Origin of the sequence: Pseudomonas syringae group sp. 247E2 (genome assembly GCF_032587795.1) — a bacterium.
Taxonomy (GTDB): Bacteria; Pseudomonadota; Gammaproteobacteria; order Pseudomonadales; family Pseudomonadaceae; genus Aquipseudomonas; species Aquipseudomonas amygdali.
On sequence record NZ_JAWHPK010000003.1, the window covers coordinates 39,406 to 55,271 of the forward strand.

The following is a 15,866-nucleotide window of genomic DNA, read 5'->3' on the forward strand; positions in this document are numbered from 1 at the left end:
GCTGCCGTCATCCATTTCAGGCTTAGGAGCATCGATAATGAATATGAAAAAGGCCCTGCTGACCACCCTGGTATCCGCTGGCCTGCTCGCCAGCGCAGGCGCAAGTCAGGCTGCCGGCTGGTGCGAATCAGGCAAGCCGGTGAAATTCGCCGGTCTTAACTGGGAAAGCGCGATGCTGCTGACCGACATTCTGCAGGTCGTTCTGGACAAGGGTTACGGCTGCACCGTTGACGCCCTGCCCGGTAATTCCATCGCCATGGAAAACGCCTTGAGCACCAACGACATCCAGATCTTTGCCGAAGAATGGGTCGGTCGCAGTGAGGTCTGGAACAAGGCCGCCGCAGCCGGGAAAGTGGTCGGTGTCGGCGCGCCTATCGTTGGCGCAGTGGAAGGCTGGTACGTGCCCCGCTATGTGATCGAAGGCGATGCCAAACGCAAGCTTGAAGCCAAGGCACCCAACCTGAAATCCATCAGCGATCTGGCCCAGTATTCGGCGGTGTTCAAGGATCAGGAAGAACCCGGCAAAGGCCGCTTCTACAACTGCCCGGCTGGCTGGACCTGCGAGCTGGAAAACAGCGAAATGCTCAAGAGCTATGGCCTGGAAAGCAAATACACCAACTTCCGCCCGGGCACCGGCCCTGCGCTGGATGCGGCTATTCTCTCCAGCTACAAACGTGGCGAGCCGATCCTGACCTACTACTGGTCGCCGACTCCGCTCATGGGCCAGGTGGACCTGGTGCATCTGGAGGAGAAAGCCGGGGTCAACAAGACGATCGATATCAAGGTCGGCGTGTCCAAAGTGTTCCACGATGAGGCCCCTGAACTGGTCGCCATCCTGGAAAAGGTCAACCTGCCTATCGACCTGCTCAACCAGAACCTGGGGCGCATGGCCAAGGAACGTATCGAATCGCCGAAGCTGGCGAAGATTTTCCTGAAAGAGCACCCCGAAGTCTGGCACAAATGGGTCAGCGAAGACGCCGCGAAAAAGGTGGACGCTTCGCTGTAAACGAAAGGGCAGTCGGACTCACAAATCCGACTGCCCTGACGTTGACCCGACACACCTCATTTGAGAGCCGCTTATGTTTCCTGAAAGCTTCACTTTCTCGATCGCCAACTGGGTCAACGACGGGGTCGACTCGCTGGTGACTCAGTATGGCGATGTGTTCCGGCACATTTCCGACACCCTGCTATGGGCCATCGTCAACCTCGAAGGCCTGCTGCGCATGGCGCCGTGGTGGCTGATGCTGATAATCGTTGGCGGCATTGCCTGGCACGCGACACGCAAGATCGTCACGACGCTGGTCATCGTCGGCCTGCTGTTTCTGGTCGGTGCGGTCGGGTTGTGGGACAAGCTGATGCAGACATTGGCGCTGATGCTGGTCGCCACGATCATTGCGGTACTGATCGGCATTCCACTGGGCATTCTCTCCGCGCGCAGCAATCGCCTGCGCTCGGTGCTGATGCCGTTGCTGGACATCATGCAGACCATGCCCAGCTTCGTTTACCTGATTCCGGTGCTGATGCTGTTCGGCCTGGGCAAGGTCCCGGCCATCTTCGCCACGGTGATCTATGCCGCGCCGCCATTGATTCGTCTGACCGACCTGGGCATTCGTCAGGTTGACGGTGAAGTGATGGAAGCCATCAACGCCTTCGGTGCCAACCGCTGGCAGCAGCTGTTTGGTGTGCAACTGCCACTGGCCATGCCGAGCATCATGGCCGGGATCAACCAGACCACCATGATGGCGCTGTCGATGGTGGTCATCGCCTCCATGATCGGCGCACGCGGGCTGGGTGAAGACGTGCTGGTGGGCATTCAGACGCTCAACGTCGGACGCGGGCTGGAAGCGGGTCTGGCCATCGTCATTCTGGCGGTCGTCATCGACCGTATCACGCAGGCCTATGGCCGCCCACGGCATGAGGCGCACAAATGAGCAGCGTGGAACCGAACAAGATCGTCGTTAAAAACGTATTCAAGATTTTTGGCAATCGCTCAAAGGAAGCACTGGCGCTGATCAAACAGAACCAGAGCAAGGATCAGGTACTGGCGCAAACTGGCTGCGTGGTCGGGGTCAACGACCTGTCGCTGTCGATCGGCAGTGGCGAAATCTTCGTCATCATGGGCCTGTCCGGCTCCGGCAAATCGACGCTGGTACGCCACTTCAACCGCCTGATCGACCCTACCAGCGGCGAGATTCTGGTTGATGGTGAAGACATCCTGCGCTACGACATGGAGGCGCTGCGCCAATTCCGTCGGCACAAGATCAGCATGGTGTTCCAGAGCTTCGGCCTGCTGCCGCACAAGACCGTGCTGGCCAACGTCGCGTACGGCCTGAAAGTGCGCGGCGAGAGCAAGGCGCTGTGCCAGGAACGCGCGCAGCACTGGATAACGACCGTAGGCCTCAAGGGCTACGAAAACAAATACCCGCACCAGCTTTCCGGTGGCATGCGCCAGCGCGTCGGTCTGGCACGAGCACTGGCAGCCGACACCGACATCATTCTTATGGACGAAGCGTTCAGCGCCCTCGACCCGTTGATTCGCGCCGAGATGCAGGACCAGTTGCTGGAACTGCAAGCCAGCCTGCACAAGACCATCGTGTTCATTACCCACGACCTGGACGAAGCGGTACGCATCGGCAATCGCATCGCGATCCTCAAGGACGGGCGCTTGATTCAAGTCGGTACACCGAAAGAAATCCTTCACTCGCCCGCCGACGATTACGTGGACCGTTTCGTTCAGCGCCGCGTGGCCACCCTTTAAGGACCGTTGCAGATGTCGCGAGCAGAACAGATCGTCATCGGTGAAGCCCCGCTGGGCTGGCAGGACGTGGTCGCCGTGGCCCGGCATGGCGCAAGACTGGTCCTGTCGGATGCTGCCTGGGCGCGGATCGATAACGCGCAGGCCATCGTGCAGCAGATTGTCGTCAGCGGCGAACGCGCCTATGGCGTGAACACCGGGCTTGGCGCGCTGTGCAACGTATCGCTGCAAGGCGAACAGCTCAGTCGCCTGTCGCGCAATACCCTGCTCAGCCATGCCTGCGGCGTGGGTGCGCCGCTGGCCGACGAGCAGACTCGCGCAATCATCTGCGCCGCAATCCTCAATTACAGCCAGGGTAAATCCGGCATTCACCGGCAAGTGGTCGAAGCGCTGCTGGCCTTGCTCAATCGGGGCATTACGCCACACGTGCCATCGCAGGGTTCGGTGGGTTACCTGACCCACATGGCGCACGTCGGCATCACCTTGCTGGGCGTCGGTCAGGTCAGTTATCGCGGGCAGATCGTCCCGGCTGAGCAGGCCTTGAATGAAGAAGGTCTGGCTCCGGTAATTCTCGGTGCCAAGGACGGCTTGTGTCTGGTCAATGGCACGCCATGCATGACCGGCCTGAGCTGCCTGGCCATCGCCGATGCCGAGCGCCTGAGCCAATGGGCCGACGTGATCGGCGCGATGACCTTCGAAGCACTGGGCGGTCAGTTGGATGCATTCGATGAGAGCATTCTTGCCCTCAAACCGCATCCCGGTATGCAGCAGGTGGGCAAAAACCTGCGCAGCGTATTGGCTGGCAGCGAAGTGCTTGCCAGCCGCCAGGGCATTCGTACCCAGGACGCGCTGAGCATCCGCTCGATTCCCCAAGTGCATGGCGCAACCCGCGATCAGTTGGCTCATGCCATTCGCCAGATCGAGACCGAGCTGAACTCGGTCACCGATAACCCCATGCTGCTCGGCACGCCCGATGACTGGCGCGTGGTGTCTCAGGCCAACCCGCATGGCCAGTCGGTGGCGATGGCGGCAGACCTGCTGTGCATGGCGCTGGCAGAACTGGGCTCCATCGCCGAGCGACGCCTCGACCGCCTGATCAACCCGATGGTCAGCGGCCTGCCGGCGTTTCTGGTCAGCCAGCCGGGGGTGAATTCGGGGATGATGATCGTTCAGTACGTCGCCGCCTCACTGTGCGCGGAAAACCGCCAGATGGCGCAACCGGCGGTGGTCGATAACTACGTCACCTCCGGCCTGCAGGAAGACCATCTGAGCCTGGGCACCAGTGCCGCGCTCAAGCTGCACAAGGTGCTAGGCAACGTCACACAGATTCTGGCCATCGAGTATTTGCTGGCGGCCCAGGCGTTCGAATTCCTCAAGGCGCAAGGGTTTGGCGTGGGTACAGGTGCTGCGTGGCGACTGCTGCGCGAGCGGATTCCGGCCTACGATGAAGACCGCTGGCTGGCCCCTGATATCGCCAGCAGCGCGGCCCTGCTCAAAGACGCAACATCGCTGGAAAGGGTTTTCCAGCACTGCCGCGATCATGCGGCAACCCTATAAAAAGCGGCGGACGGCCACACGCCGTTGCTGACATCAATCAAGGAGTAGCTGCATCGTGACCACCTTATCTGCCAAGACGCTGAACCTGATCCCCGGCCAACTGACCCTGGCGCAATTGCGCGCCATTCATCAGCAGCCGGTCAGCCTGACGCTGGACAGCAGCGCAGACCAGCAGATCGACGACAGCGTCGCCTGTGTCGAACGCATTCTGGCCGAGAACCGCACCGCCTACGGGATCAACACCGGCTTTGGCCTGCTCGCCTCGACGCGGATTGCCAGCGAAGACCTGGAAAATCTGCAGCGTTCGCTGGTGCTGTCGCATGCGGCCGGTGTTGGTCAGCCGATCAGCGATGATCTGGTGCGCTTGATCATGGTGCTCAAGGTCAACAGCCTGAGCCGTGGCTTCTCGGGTATTCGTCGGGTGCTGATCGATGCGTTGATCGCGTTGATCAATGCCGATGTCTATCCGCATATTCCGCTCAAGGGTTCGGTCGGCGCTTCGGGTGACCTGGCTCCACTGGCGCACATGTCGCTGGTGCTGTTGGGCGAAGGCAAGGCGCGTTACAAGGGCGAATGGCTGAATGCTGTCGATGCATTGGCTGTCGCGGGACTACAACCGCTCACCCTTGCCGCCAAGGAAGGACTGGCGCTGCTCAACGGTACGCAAGTGTCCACCGCGTATGCACTGCGCGGCTTGTTCGAGGGCGAAGACCTGTTCGCTGCGGCGTTGACCTGTGGCTCGCTGACCGTCGAAGCCGTGCTCGGTTCGCGCTCACCCTTCGATGCACGTATTCATGCAGCACGCGGTCAGCGCGGGCAGATCGATGCCGCTGCCTGCTACCGCGACTTGCTCGGCGAAAGCAGTGGCGTGTCCGAGTCGCACCGCAACTGCGACAAGGTTCAGGACCCCTACTCGCTGCGCTGCCAGCCGCAGGTCATGGGCGCATGCCTGACCCAGTTGCGCCAAGCCGCCGAAGTGCTGGAAATCGAAGCCAACGCGGTGTCCGACAACCCGCTGGTGTTCGCCGCCGAGAACGACGTCATATCCGGTGGCAATTTTCACGCCGAGCCGGTCGCCATGGCGGCGGACAATCTGGCACTGGCCATTGCCGAGATCGGCTCGCTCAGCGAACGGCGTATTTCGCTGATGATGGACAAGCACATGTCGCAACTGCCGCCCTTCCTGGTCGCCAACGGCGGCGTCAATTCCGGCTTCATGATCGCGCAGGTCACGGCCGCCGCGCTGGCCAGTGAAAACAAGGCGCTGGCTCATCCGCACAGCGTCGACAGCCTGCCGACATCCGCCAATCAGGAAGACCATGTGTCGATGGCCCCGGCCGCTGGCAAGCGGTTATGGGAAATGGCAGAAAACGTTCGCGGGATTCTTGCCGTAGAATGGTTGGCTGCCTGCCAGGGTCTGGACTTGCGTGAGGGTCTGAAAACCTCTCCGAAACTGGAGCAAGCCCGCAGCCTGTTGCGCAGCAAGGTCCCGTTCTATGAAAAGGACCGTTTTTTTGCACCGGACATCGAAGCTGCCAGTCAGCTGTTGTCCTCCACTTGCCTGAACCCGCTGGTTCCTGCACGTCTGCTACCGAGTTTGTGATGTACCGCGAGCCTGGCAGGGCTCGCTTTGGTCATTGCTGCGGGAAGCCGGTTGCAGGCGTTTTCGCGGCTTTTGCCATACCTGTATGTAATGAAATGGACCTGAAATGACGTCACAAGATGGTTTGAAACGCGGGTTATCCGCCCGCCACATCCGCTTCATGGCCCTGGGCTCTGCCATCGGCACAGGGTTGTTCTACGGCTCGGCCTCGGCGATTCAACAGGCCGGTCCGGCCGTATTGCTGGCGTACCTGATCGGCGGCGCGGCGGTGTACATGGTGATGCGCGCACTGGGCGAAATGGCCGTTCACGACCCGGTTTCCGGCTCCTTCAGCCATTACGCCACGCGCTACATGGGCCCGCTGGCCGGTTTCGTACTGGGCTGGACCTACGCATTCGAAATGATCATTGTCTGCCTCGCCGACGTGACCGCATTCGGCATCTACATGGGCTTCTGGTTTCCGGAAGTACCCCGCTGGATCTGGGTGCTGGGCATCGTCTTTCTGATCGGCGCGCTCAACCTGTGCAACGTGAAAGTCTTTGGTGAAACCGAGTTCTGGCTGTCGATCCTCAAGGTCAGCGCCATCGTGGCGATGATCGTCGCAGGCTTCGGCATCATGATCTTCGGTATCGGCAGCTCGACCAGCGGCACCGAAATCGGCATCAGCAACCTGTGGGCACATGGCGGCTTCATGCCCAACGGCGTCACCGGTCTGATCGCCTCGTTCGCGGTGGTGATGTTTGCCTTCGGCGGCATTGAAATCATCGGCATCACGGCCGGTGAGGCAAAGGACCCGCAACGCAGCCTGCCACAGGCGATCAACGCCGTACCGTTGCGCATTCTGCTGTTCTATGTGCTGACACTGTTTGTGCTGATGTGCATTTACCCGTGGCCGCAGATCGGCACCCAAGGCAGCCCGTTCGTGCAGATTTTCGACAATCTGGGCATCGCGTCGGCGGCGACTATCCTCAATATCGTGGTCATCTCTGCTGCGGTGTCGGCCATCAACAGCGACATCTTCGGCGCCGGGCGCATGATGTACGGATTGGCCCGTGACGGTCAGGCACCCGCCAGTTTTGCGCGTCTGTCACGGCATGGTGTGCCGTGGATGACCGTGCTGGTCATGGGCATCGCGTTGCTGGGCGGCGTGCTGCTCAACTACCTGATCCCCAAGGACGTGTTCCTGCTGATCGCCTCGCTGGCAACGTTTGCCACGGTCTGGGTCTGGCTGATGATTCTGCTCACCCAGGTTGCCATGCGCCGTTCGATGAACCGCGACGAGGCCGCACAACTGAAATTCGCGGTGCCGTTCTGGCCTTACGGTCCGGCCGCCGCCATCGTCTTCATGCTGTTCATCTTCGGAGTGCTGGGCTATTTCCCGGACAACCGTGCAGCCTTGATCGTCGGCGCAATCTGGATTGTGCTGCTGCTCATCGCCTACGGCTTGTGGGTCAAGCCAAAGGCGCTCAACAATCCCCATTGACCAAAGAGGCCCGAAATGAAAACGCTCTGGAAACACTGTCACATCGCAAGCATGGCGCACGGTAAATACTCGATCATCGAGAATGCCGCCATCGTGACCTCCGGAGCGCTCATCGAGTGGATCGGGCCTGAAACCGAGCTGGCCGAGCCGGAACATGACAACTGCATCGATCTGGGCGGCGCATGGGTGACGCCCGGCCTGATCGACTGCCACACGCACACAGTGTTTGGCGGCAACCGCAGCGGTGAGTTCGAACAGCGTCTCCAGGGTGTGAGCTACGCCGAGATTGCCGCAGCAGGCGGCGGTATCGCCAGCACGGTGCGCGCGACTCGTGCGGCCAGTGAAGATGAGCTGTACGCCAGTGCCGAGCGACGCTTGCGACACTTGCTCAAGGAAGGCGTGACTACCGTCGAGATGAAGTCAGGTTATGGGCTGGACCTGGAAAACGAGCGCAAGATCCTGCGGGTGATCCGCCGCCTGGGCAATACCCAACCGGTCACCGTACGCGCCACCTGTCTGGCCGCCCACGCCCTGCCACCGGAATACGCCGATCGCGCCGACGACTATATCAATCACATCTGCAACGACATGCTGCCAGCACTGGCTGCCGAAGGGCTGGTGGATGCCGTGGACGCGTTCTGCGAGTACCTGGCGTTTTCGCCTGCGCAGGTCGAGCAGGTGTTCATCAGCGCAGGGCAACTGGCACTGCCGGTCAAACTGCATGCCGAGCAGCTTTCTTCGCTGGGCGGGTCAAGCCTCGCGGCACGTTACAAGGCGCTGTCGGCGGATCATCTGGAGTTCATGACCGAAGACGATGCCGTCGCCATGGCCGCTGCCGGGACCGTCGCAGTGCTGCTGCCGGGGGCGTTTTACTTCCTCCGTGAAACACAGCTGCCGCCGATGGAAGCGCTGCGCAAGCACGGCGTGCCGATAGCGATTTCCACCGACCTGAACCCCGGCACATCGCCAGGGCTGTCGTTGCGTTTGATGCTCAACATGGCCTGCACGCTGTTTCGCATGACACCTGAAGAGGCACTGGCGGGTGTGACATTCAATGCCGCCAAGGCACTGGGCATGAGCGCGACCCACGGCTCGCTGGAGGTCGGCAAGGTAGCGGATTTCGTCGCTTGGGACATTGAGCGACCGGCTGATCTGGCCTACTGGCTGGGCGGCGATCTGGATAAACGCATCGTGCGCCACGGCGTCGAATCATCGATCTGAAGGAGAGCCCTGTGGATAACGTTCTGACATTCAAACGTGGCCGCGTTCCGCTGCTGATCAGCATGCCGCATGCCGGTCTGAAACTGACCCCGGTGGTCGAAGCCGCGCTGGTGGACGAAGCCCTGAGCCTGCCGGACACTGACTGGCATATCCCGCGCCTGTATGACTTTGCTGCTGAATTGGGTGCCAGTACCCTGGCCGCTGAATACTCGCGTTTTGTCATCGACCTTAATCGGCCCTCCGACGACAAACCGATGTACGCTGGCGCGACCACCGGCCTGTTCCCGTCGATTCTGTTCGATGGCGTGCCGCTGTTCAAAGATGGGCAGACACCGAGTGCCGAAGAGCGGGCGCTGTATCTGCAGCAGATATGGACGCCCTATCACCAGACGCTGGAGCAGGAGCTGCAGCGGATGCGTGATGAGTTCGGCTATGCGCTGCTGTTCGACGCCCACTCGATTCGCGGGCACATTCCGCATTTGTTCGACGGTCGCCTGCCGGACTTCAACCTCGGCACCTTCAATGGTGCAAGCTGCGACCCGGAGCTGGCCAGCCGAATGGAGCAGGTCTGCGCTGCGGCCAAAGACTACAGCCATGTGTTGAACGGGCGCTTCAAGGGCGGCCACATCACCCGCCACTACGGCAACCCGGCCAACAACATCCATGCGGTGCAGCTGGAACTGGCGCAAAGCACCTACATGGAGGAGTTCGTGCCCTTCCACTACCGCCAGGACTTGGCAGAGCCGACCCGCGCCGTGCTCAAGCCACTGCTGGAAACCTTCATTGCCTGGGGACAGGAGCGGTTCGGCTGACTAAGTCGGACACAGAGCGCCCATAAAAGCGCTACCACGCAGAGCGTGGGAGCGATAGCTAATACCTCTGTGGGAGTGAGCTTGCTCACGAAGACGGCCGATAGCCACACCGATTATCGTTCCCATGCTCTGCGTGGGAATGCCGTTCTGGACGCTCCGCGTCCGCCCTTCAAAGCCCACGGCTGATCACTTCTTGAGCAACCGCAAGCCGTTGAACACCACCAGCAAACTTACGCCCATGTCGGCAAACACAGCCATCCACATGGTCGCCATGCCCGCAAACGTGATGCCGATAAACAACACCTTGGTCACGATTGCCAGAACAATGTTCTGCTTGAGCACTGCCGAGGTCCGACGGGACAAGCGAATGAACGTCGGTATCTTGCGCAGATCATCGTCCATCAGGGCGACATCTGCCGTATCGATAGCAGTATCAGTACCCGCTGCCGCCATCGCAAAACCAATCTCGGCCCGAGCCAGCGCCGGTGCATCATTGATGCCGTCACCCACCATGCCTACACGGCGGTTGCGAGCATAAAGGGCCTCGATGGCACTCAGCTTGTCGGCAGGCAGCAAGTTGCCTTGCGCTTCGTCGATACCGACCTGATCGGCAATCGCCTTGGCGGTGTGCGGATTGTCGCCAGTCAGCATGACCGTTTTGATGCCCAACTCATGCAACTGAGCGATGGCTTCACGGCTGGTTTCCTTGACAGTGTCAGCCACCGCAAACAGCGCGATCGGACCGGCGGTGTCCAGCAACAGCACCACGGTCTTGCCCTGCATTTCCAGAACATCGAGCTTCGCCTCCAGCTCTGGCGAACACAGACCCAGCTCTTCAACCAGGCGATGATTGCCCAGGTGATACATCTGGCCGTTGATTGCGCCCTTCACACCGCGTCCACCCAAGGCTTCAAACGCCGAGACCTCATGCAGCTTCAGGCTGCTGTCAGCCGCCTTGGCAATCGCTTGCGAAACCGGGTGATCGGAGCGACCCGCAAGGCTCGCAGCAATGGCCGGCGCAGTGTCGGCGACCGTCGGGTCCAGCGGTACGTAGTCGGTCTGCACGGGCTTGCCGTGGGTCAAGGTGCCGGTCTTGTCGAGGGCCAGGTAATCAAGCTTCTCGCCCATTTCCAGATAAACGCCGCCCTTGATCAGGATGCCTTTGCGCGCCGCTGCCGCCAGACCACTGACGATGGTCACCGGCGTAGAAATCACCAGCGCACAGGGGCAAGCGACTACCAATAACACTAGCGCGCGGTAGACCCAGTCAAACCACTCACCGCCAAAAAACAGCGGCGCAATCAGCGCCACGCCCAAGGCGACAACGAACACCACCGGCGTATAGATGCGCGAGAAGCTGTCGACAAAGCGCTGGGTCGGCGCACGCGAACCCTGAGCCGCTTCTACCGCATGGATGATGCGCGCCAGCGTCGAATTGTTCGCCGCAGCGGTCACACGATATTCCAGCGAGCCCGCCTGATTGATAGTGCCCGCGAAGACCTTGTCGCCGACAGTCTTCTCGACCGGCAGGCTTTCACCTGTGATCGACGCTTGATCGATGGTCGAGTTACCGGACACCACCTCACCGTCGAGCCCTACGCGCTCACCTGGCTTGATGCGGACAATAGCGCCAATTTCGACGTTTTTAGCTTCAATTTCCTGCCAACTGCCGTCCGCCTGTTTAACGGTGGCCAGTTCCGGCGTCAATTGCATCAACCCGCTGATAGCGTTTCGGGCGCGGTCGAGGGACTTGGCTTCGATCAACTCGGCCACAGTAAACAGAAACATCACCATTGCCGCTTCAGGCCACTGCCCGATCAGAATTGCACCGGTCACCGCAATACTCATCAGAGCATTGATATTCAGGTTGAAGTTCTTGAGCGCGATCCAGCCCTTCTTGTAAGTCGTCAGCCCACAACTGAAGATCGACACCAGCGCCAGCAGAGCAACGACCCAGGTCGGGCCGAGGGACGCCAAATGGACCACTTCAGCACCCAGTGCAGTAACGCCGGACAATGCCAGCGGCCACCAGTGTTTCTTCACCGCCGGAGCCGGCTGGTCAGACGCTGCGCCCTCCTCGACCGGCTCGGCCTGCATGCCCAGCGAACTGATGGCGTCACGAATCGGGTCGGTAGACGGCAGATCGTGCCAGACGCCCAGCAGGCGATTGATCAGGTTGAACTCAAGCTTCTGCACCCCGGCCAGCTTGCCCAGCTTGTTCTGGATCAGGGTTTGCTCAGTCGGGCAATCCATGGCTTCGATACGAAAGCTGCTCAAGCGACTACCTGATGCCAGCGCATCGTTAAAGGTCACCACAGCAGGTTGTGCATCGCTGGAGCAGCACGCATGAGCATGTTCTACGGGCTTTTGCTCAGGCGCATGCTCGCCGTGGTCATGATCGTGGTCGTGGTCATGTGCGGGGGAAGTCTTGATCGTCGTACCCATTCTTTGCGCTCCAGGATTCTGCTTGTTGCCAAGTGAACACCCTGTAGCCACTATAGGGTCAAGCACTCAAACGAGATGAGTCCAAATGAAAATCGGCGAACTGGCAAAACTGACTGACACACAGGTCGAAACCATCCGCTATTACGAGCGCGAAGGCCTGCTGCCCGCACCTGCCCGCAGCGATGGCAACTACCGGCTGTATACCCAAGCACACATGGAGCGCCTATCGTTTATCCGCAACTGCCGCAGCCTGGACATGACTCTGGAGGAAATCCGCAACCTGCTCAGCCTGCGCGACAGCCCGCAGGACCAGTGCGAAAGCGTCAATGCGCTGATCGACGAACACATCGAACACGTCAACGCCCGGGTCGCGAGCCTGCAAGCGCTCCAGGAACAACTACTCGACCTGCGCCGCCGCTGCAGCGATGGCGCGGCAGAACACTGCGCGATACTGGAGAGGCTGGAGGTGACCGGGGCTGTGGCAGCGCCAGAGGGCGAGGCTTCACATGTGGGGAGGAGTCATGGGCATTGAGTTGGGTTTGACATCTCTCGTTTAACGCTGCGCAGCTTGCACCACCGCCACAAGCTCAGTGATCGCCTTTACGAGCTGATCTTTGGCAGCTTTCTCTTTCGCAGCCTCTTCACCCGCCCGCTCAGAATCAACGCGCTTGAAAGCTTCGCGTACTTCCTCGCTGAAGACGCTGATCGAGACAATATTTTCCTGCCGAAAACCAATAGGCCTGAGCGGTGTATCGCTTGGATAATCGGTCGTGTACACCACTTTAAGGGTGTCTTTATCCCGATAGCCACTGACGGTGGGTATTAGCAGAATCTCCTGATTCACACCCGTCACTTCGGTAGGGGCCCCGACATCCATGATGTAGCCGACGTAGACCTTTCGATCTGCCATCGTGATCATCACTTCATCCTTTTCGACGAATGCATCGAAAAGAGTCGAGCAGATAGGGCTGTGATCTACAGACTCGCCCAGCAGATAGGCCGCAATTTCTTCTTTTTTACTGGCACCCAGTTGCCACTTGAGAATCCTGACAGTAATAAAGGCCCCCAGACTTGGCATCGCCAAGGTCAGTAAACCTGAGAGGGCAAGGAACACACCCACTTGGCTAAAATTCCTGCCCGTGATGTCGAAGTCCTGTCCCAATTGACCTAAGGCACCCATGAAGTCGGTGTTCACGGCAAAACAGACTGGCAAGGCCGCGTTTGCCGCTTGCAGCCATTTGGGGCACAGCACACCCCAGTCATGCGAGAACAGTCCTGCAAGGACTGCAGTGACACACATGGCCGCTACAAAGCAGTAAATACCGTATCGCCCCACCTGCAAGTAAAGCATCTGGCCTTCATAGCGATGCAGCCTGCAGTAAACGGTGGGATCCTTCAGGCACACCAAAAAGCCGCTGACAAGTAGTGGCAGCAGAAGTAAAAAAGCCATTTATCAGGATTCGGCTTGAGGAGTGACCAGTTTTTTAGCCTTATCGCGTGAAGAGCGAACCAAGCCTTCGATTTCTTTGGCGTCCATGGACATGCGCCCCCCCCTTACCACAAGAGTGTCGATGCTCTTGATTGCCTGCATGAGGGCTGCGTCTTCAGCCTTCTTCGTATCACTACGATGTCCAATCCGATTGAAAAACATAGTCGATTCCATTGAACAAGGTCAGGGGGGCGTGCGCTGAAACTATAGCACAGCGCTAGATTCGTTCTCTTACGGGCTCAAACCGCCATCGGCGCCGTCATTGCCGGATGGTGCTGGTAGCCTTCCAGTGTGAAGTCGGAAGGCTCGATCAGCTCCAGCCACTCAGGCTGATACACGCCGGTCTTGGCAAACTCGGGCACGCGGTCGGAGATCACCAGTTTCGGCATCGGGTACGGCTCGCGGGTCATCTGTTCGTTGAGCATGTCCAGGTGGTTTTCGTACACGTGGGCGTCGCCGATGAAGTAGGTGAACCAGCGTGGGGTGTAGCCAGTCAGGCGACCGATCAGGCTCAGCAGTGCAGCGCCTTCGGTCAGGTTGAACGGCGTGCCGAGGCCCAGGTCGTTGGAACGGATGTACAGCGTCAGCGAGATTTCGCGGGTCTGCGGGTTCGGGTGCAGCTGGTACAGCAGGTGGCACGGCGGCAGGGCCATTTCATCGAGCTGTGCGCAGTTCCAGCCGTGGAACAGGATGCGGCGGCTGCCTGGGTCATTGATGATGGTGTCGACGCATTGGCGAATCTGGTCGATGGCCTTGTACAGCACTACGAACGACTGGCCGCCCTCTTCCGATTCGGCAATCTGGCGATAACCCTGACCAAGCGCCAGTTCGATGGCTGCGACATTGCCGGCATCGATACGCTTGTAGGCAGGCCACTTGCGCCACTGCACGCCATAGATTTCGCCCAAGTCATCCTCGCCCTTGCGGAACGGGTTGTTCAGCCACTGGGCGTTTTCGTTGGCGTTCTGGTCCCAGACCTTGCAGCCCAGCTCGCGGAATTCGGCAGCGTTGTTCACGCCACGCAGGAAGCCGACCATTTCGCCGATGGCCGATTTGAACGCCATGCGCCGTGTGGTGATGGCCGGAAAGCCTTCCTGCAAGTCATAACGCAGCATCGCACCCGGAAAGCTGATGGTGTTCACGCCGGTACGGTTGGCTTGCAAGGTCCCGTGCTTGATCACATGTGCGACCAGTTCCAGATATTGCTTCATAAATCACCTGCCTTGTTGAACGCGCCGGGTGCTGACACCCGGCGTTTCGGTATTAAGCCGCTGCCTTGCTGGCAGCCGGGTCGCGCTTGTAGGCCAGCCAGATCAGGAACAGGCCGGCAATGATCATCGGCAGACTGAGGATCTGACCCATGGTCACCCATCCCCACGCCAGATAGCCCAACTGGGCGTCAGGGACGCGGACGAACTCGACCACAAAGCGGAAGATGCCGTAGAACAGCGCGAACATGCCGGAAACGGCCATGGTCGGGCGCGGCTTGCGAGCGTACAGATTGAGGATGATGAACAGTGCAACGCCTTCCAATGCGAACTGATACAGCTGCGAAGGATGACGCGCCAGTTGCGCAGGGTCGCTGAACGGCGGGAAAACCATCGCCCACGGCACGTCGGTCGGTTTGCCCCACAGCTCGGCATTGATGAAGTTGCCGATGCGCCCGGCCCCAAGGCCGATCGGCACCAGCGGGGCGACGAAGTCCATCAACTGGAAGAAGCTCTTGCCGTTGCGTTTGCCAAACCACCAGGCCGCGATCATCACACCGACAAAGCCGCCATGGAACGCCATGCCGCCCTTCCAGACCTCGAATATCAGTAGAGGATTGGCGATGTAGGCAGACAGGTCGTAGAACAGCACATAGCCCAGCCGCCCGCCGACGATCACGCCCATGGCCAGCCAGAAAATCAGGTCGGAGAGTTTTTCCTTGGTCCAGGTCGGGTCGAATTTGTTGAGACGACGCGACGCGAGCAGCCAGGCGCCACCGATGCCGACCAGGTACATCAACCCGTACCAGTGAATTTGCAGCGGGCCGATAGCGACGGCTACCGGGTCAATCTGCGGGTAAGGCAGCATTGCGACTCCTCAATTGGAACGCCCTTGCGAGCGATTGAATCAGGCGCGCATGTTACCGGAGCCCGGCAGGATGCTCTAGCGGCTACCGATGGAAGCCAGCTGAACGAAGTGAAAAAAGGTGCACCTGATGTGTCTGGCGGTAAAGAAGCGGGGTTATCGCTCCCACGCTCCGCGTGGTAGCGCCTTTCTGGACACTCTGCGTCCGATCTTGAAAGGCGGCGCGGCACAGATTTATGACGCGAAGCGTCACCCACGGCATTCCTACGCTGGAGCGTGAGGAACGATAATCTCGACTATCGTGCGGCGCTCTGCGTCGCATGCAGTTCTGGACGCTCTGCGTCCGATCTTGAACAGGCGGCGCGGCACAGATTTATGACGCGGAGCGTCACCCACGGCATTCCTACGCTGGAGCGTGAGGAACGATA

General features: G+C 59.9%; 14 protein-coding genes. 9 read left to right on the plus strand and 5 right to left on the minus strand.

Annotated elements, in window-relative coordinates; genetic code table 11:
• Positions 1-37 precede the first annotated feature (37 nt).
• From RYC18_RS05935 to hutG, 8 genes are all read left to right on the plus strand, one after another.
• Positions 38-1,006 (plus strand): ABC transporter substrate-binding protein, encoded by a 969-nt coding sequence (locus RYC18_RS05935; protein ID WP_005745087.1) that lies wholly within the window; start codon positions 38-40, stop codon positions 1,004-1,006.
• A 73-nt stretch (positions 1,007-1,079) separates the two neighbouring features.
• Positions 1,080-1,931: an ABC transporter permease gene (locus RYC18_RS05940; protein ID WP_005745086.1), complete on the plus strand. Its 852-nt coding sequence runs from the start codon at positions 1,080-1,082 to the stop codon at positions 1,929-1,931.
• On the plus strand, positions 1,928-2,758 hold the full coding sequence (locus tag RYC18_RS05945) for a glycine betaine/L-proline ABC transporter ATP-binding protein (RefSeq protein ID WP_005781542.1): 831 nt from the start codon (positions 1,928-1,930) through the stop codon (positions 2,756-2,758). The genes RYC18_RS05940 and RYC18_RS05945 overlap by 4 nt, the downstream gene beginning before the upstream one ends.
• 12 nt (positions 2,759-2,770) lie before the next feature.
• Complete coding sequence (gene hutH, locus RYC18_RS05950; RefSeq protein WP_316884314.1) at positions 2,771-4,312, plus strand: histidine ammonia-lyase; 1,542 nt, start codon at positions 2,771-2,773, stop codon at positions 4,310-4,312.
• Positions 4,313-4,367: 55 nt separating this feature from the next.
• Positions 4,368-5,915 carry a histidine ammonia-lyase gene (gene hutH, locus RYC18_RS05955; protein WP_057404918.1) on the plus strand — a complete coding sequence of 516 codons (1,548 nt, stop codon included), beginning with the start codon at positions 4,368-4,370 and terminating at the stop codon, positions 5,913-5,915.
• 106 nt (positions 5,916-6,021) lie between these two features.
• Positions 6,022-7,398 (plus strand): amino acid permease, encoded by a 1,377-nt coding sequence (locus tag RYC18_RS05960; RefSeq protein ID WP_004663273.1) that lies wholly within the window; start codon positions 6,022-6,024, stop codon positions 7,396-7,398.
• Between the two features lie 15 nt (positions 7,399-7,413).
• Positions 7,414-8,619 (plus strand): imidazolonepropionase, encoded by a 1,206-nt coding sequence (gene hutI, locus RYC18_RS05965; protein WP_117140585.1) that lies wholly within the window; start codon positions 7,414-7,416, stop codon positions 8,617-8,619.
• Positions 8,620-8,630: 11 nt separating this feature from the next.
• Positions 8,631-9,431 carry an N-formylglutamate deformylase gene (gene hutG, locus RYC18_RS05970; protein WP_316884322.1) on the plus strand — a complete coding sequence of 267 codons (801 nt, stop codon included), beginning with the start codon at positions 8,631-8,633 and terminating at the stop codon, positions 9,429-9,431.
• 186 nt (positions 9,432-9,617) lie between these two features.
• On the opposite strand, the gene RYC18_RS05975 is transcribed toward hutG, so the two are convergent.
• Positions 9,618-11,876, minus strand: a complete 2,259-nt coding sequence (locus RYC18_RS05975) for a heavy metal translocating P-type ATPase (RefSeq protein WP_316884324.1) — start codon at positions 11,874-11,876, stop codon at positions 9,618-9,620.
• A gap of 85 nt (positions 11,877-11,961) precedes the next feature.
• Here RYC18_RS05975 and cadR point away from each other — a divergent pair, with 85 nt between their 5' ends.
• The gene (gene cadR, locus RYC18_RS05980) at positions 11,962-12,408 is read left to right on the plus strand and encodes a Cd(II)/Pb(II)-responsive transcriptional regulator (RefSeq protein ID WP_004654994.1); all 447 of its coding nucleotides are present in this window, start codon (positions 11,962-11,964) and stop codon (positions 12,406-12,408) included.
• A 21-nt stretch (positions 12,409-12,429) separates the two neighbouring features.
• On the opposite strand, the gene RYC18_RS05985 is transcribed toward cadR, so the two are convergent.
• From RYC18_RS05985 to lgt, 4 genes are all read right to left on the minus strand, one after another.
• Positions 12,430-13,326 (minus strand): hypothetical protein, encoded by an 897-nt coding sequence (locus tag RYC18_RS05985; RefSeq protein WP_005733859.1) that lies wholly within the window; start codon positions 13,324-13,326, stop codon positions 12,430-12,432.
• A 3-nt stretch (positions 13,327-13,329) separates the two neighbouring features.
• Complete coding sequence (locus tag RYC18_RS05990) at positions 13,330-13,527, minus strand: hypothetical protein (protein ID WP_003343866.1); 198 nt, start codon at positions 13,525-13,527, stop codon at positions 13,330-13,332.
• Between the two features lie 77 nt (positions 13,528-13,604).
• Entirely contained in the window at positions 13,605-14,576 is a 972-nt protein-coding gene (locus RYC18_RS05995; RefSeq protein ID WP_005745077.1) for a thymidylate synthase, read from the minus strand.
• Positions 14,577-14,628: 52 nt separating this feature from the next.
• Positions 14,629-15,441: a prolipoprotein diacylglyceryl transferase gene (gene lgt, locus RYC18_RS06000; protein WP_004655000.1), complete on the minus strand. Its 813-nt coding sequence runs from the start codon at positions 15,439-15,441 to the stop codon at positions 14,629-14,631.
• Between the last annotated feature and the right edge of the window lie 425 nt (positions 15,442-15,866).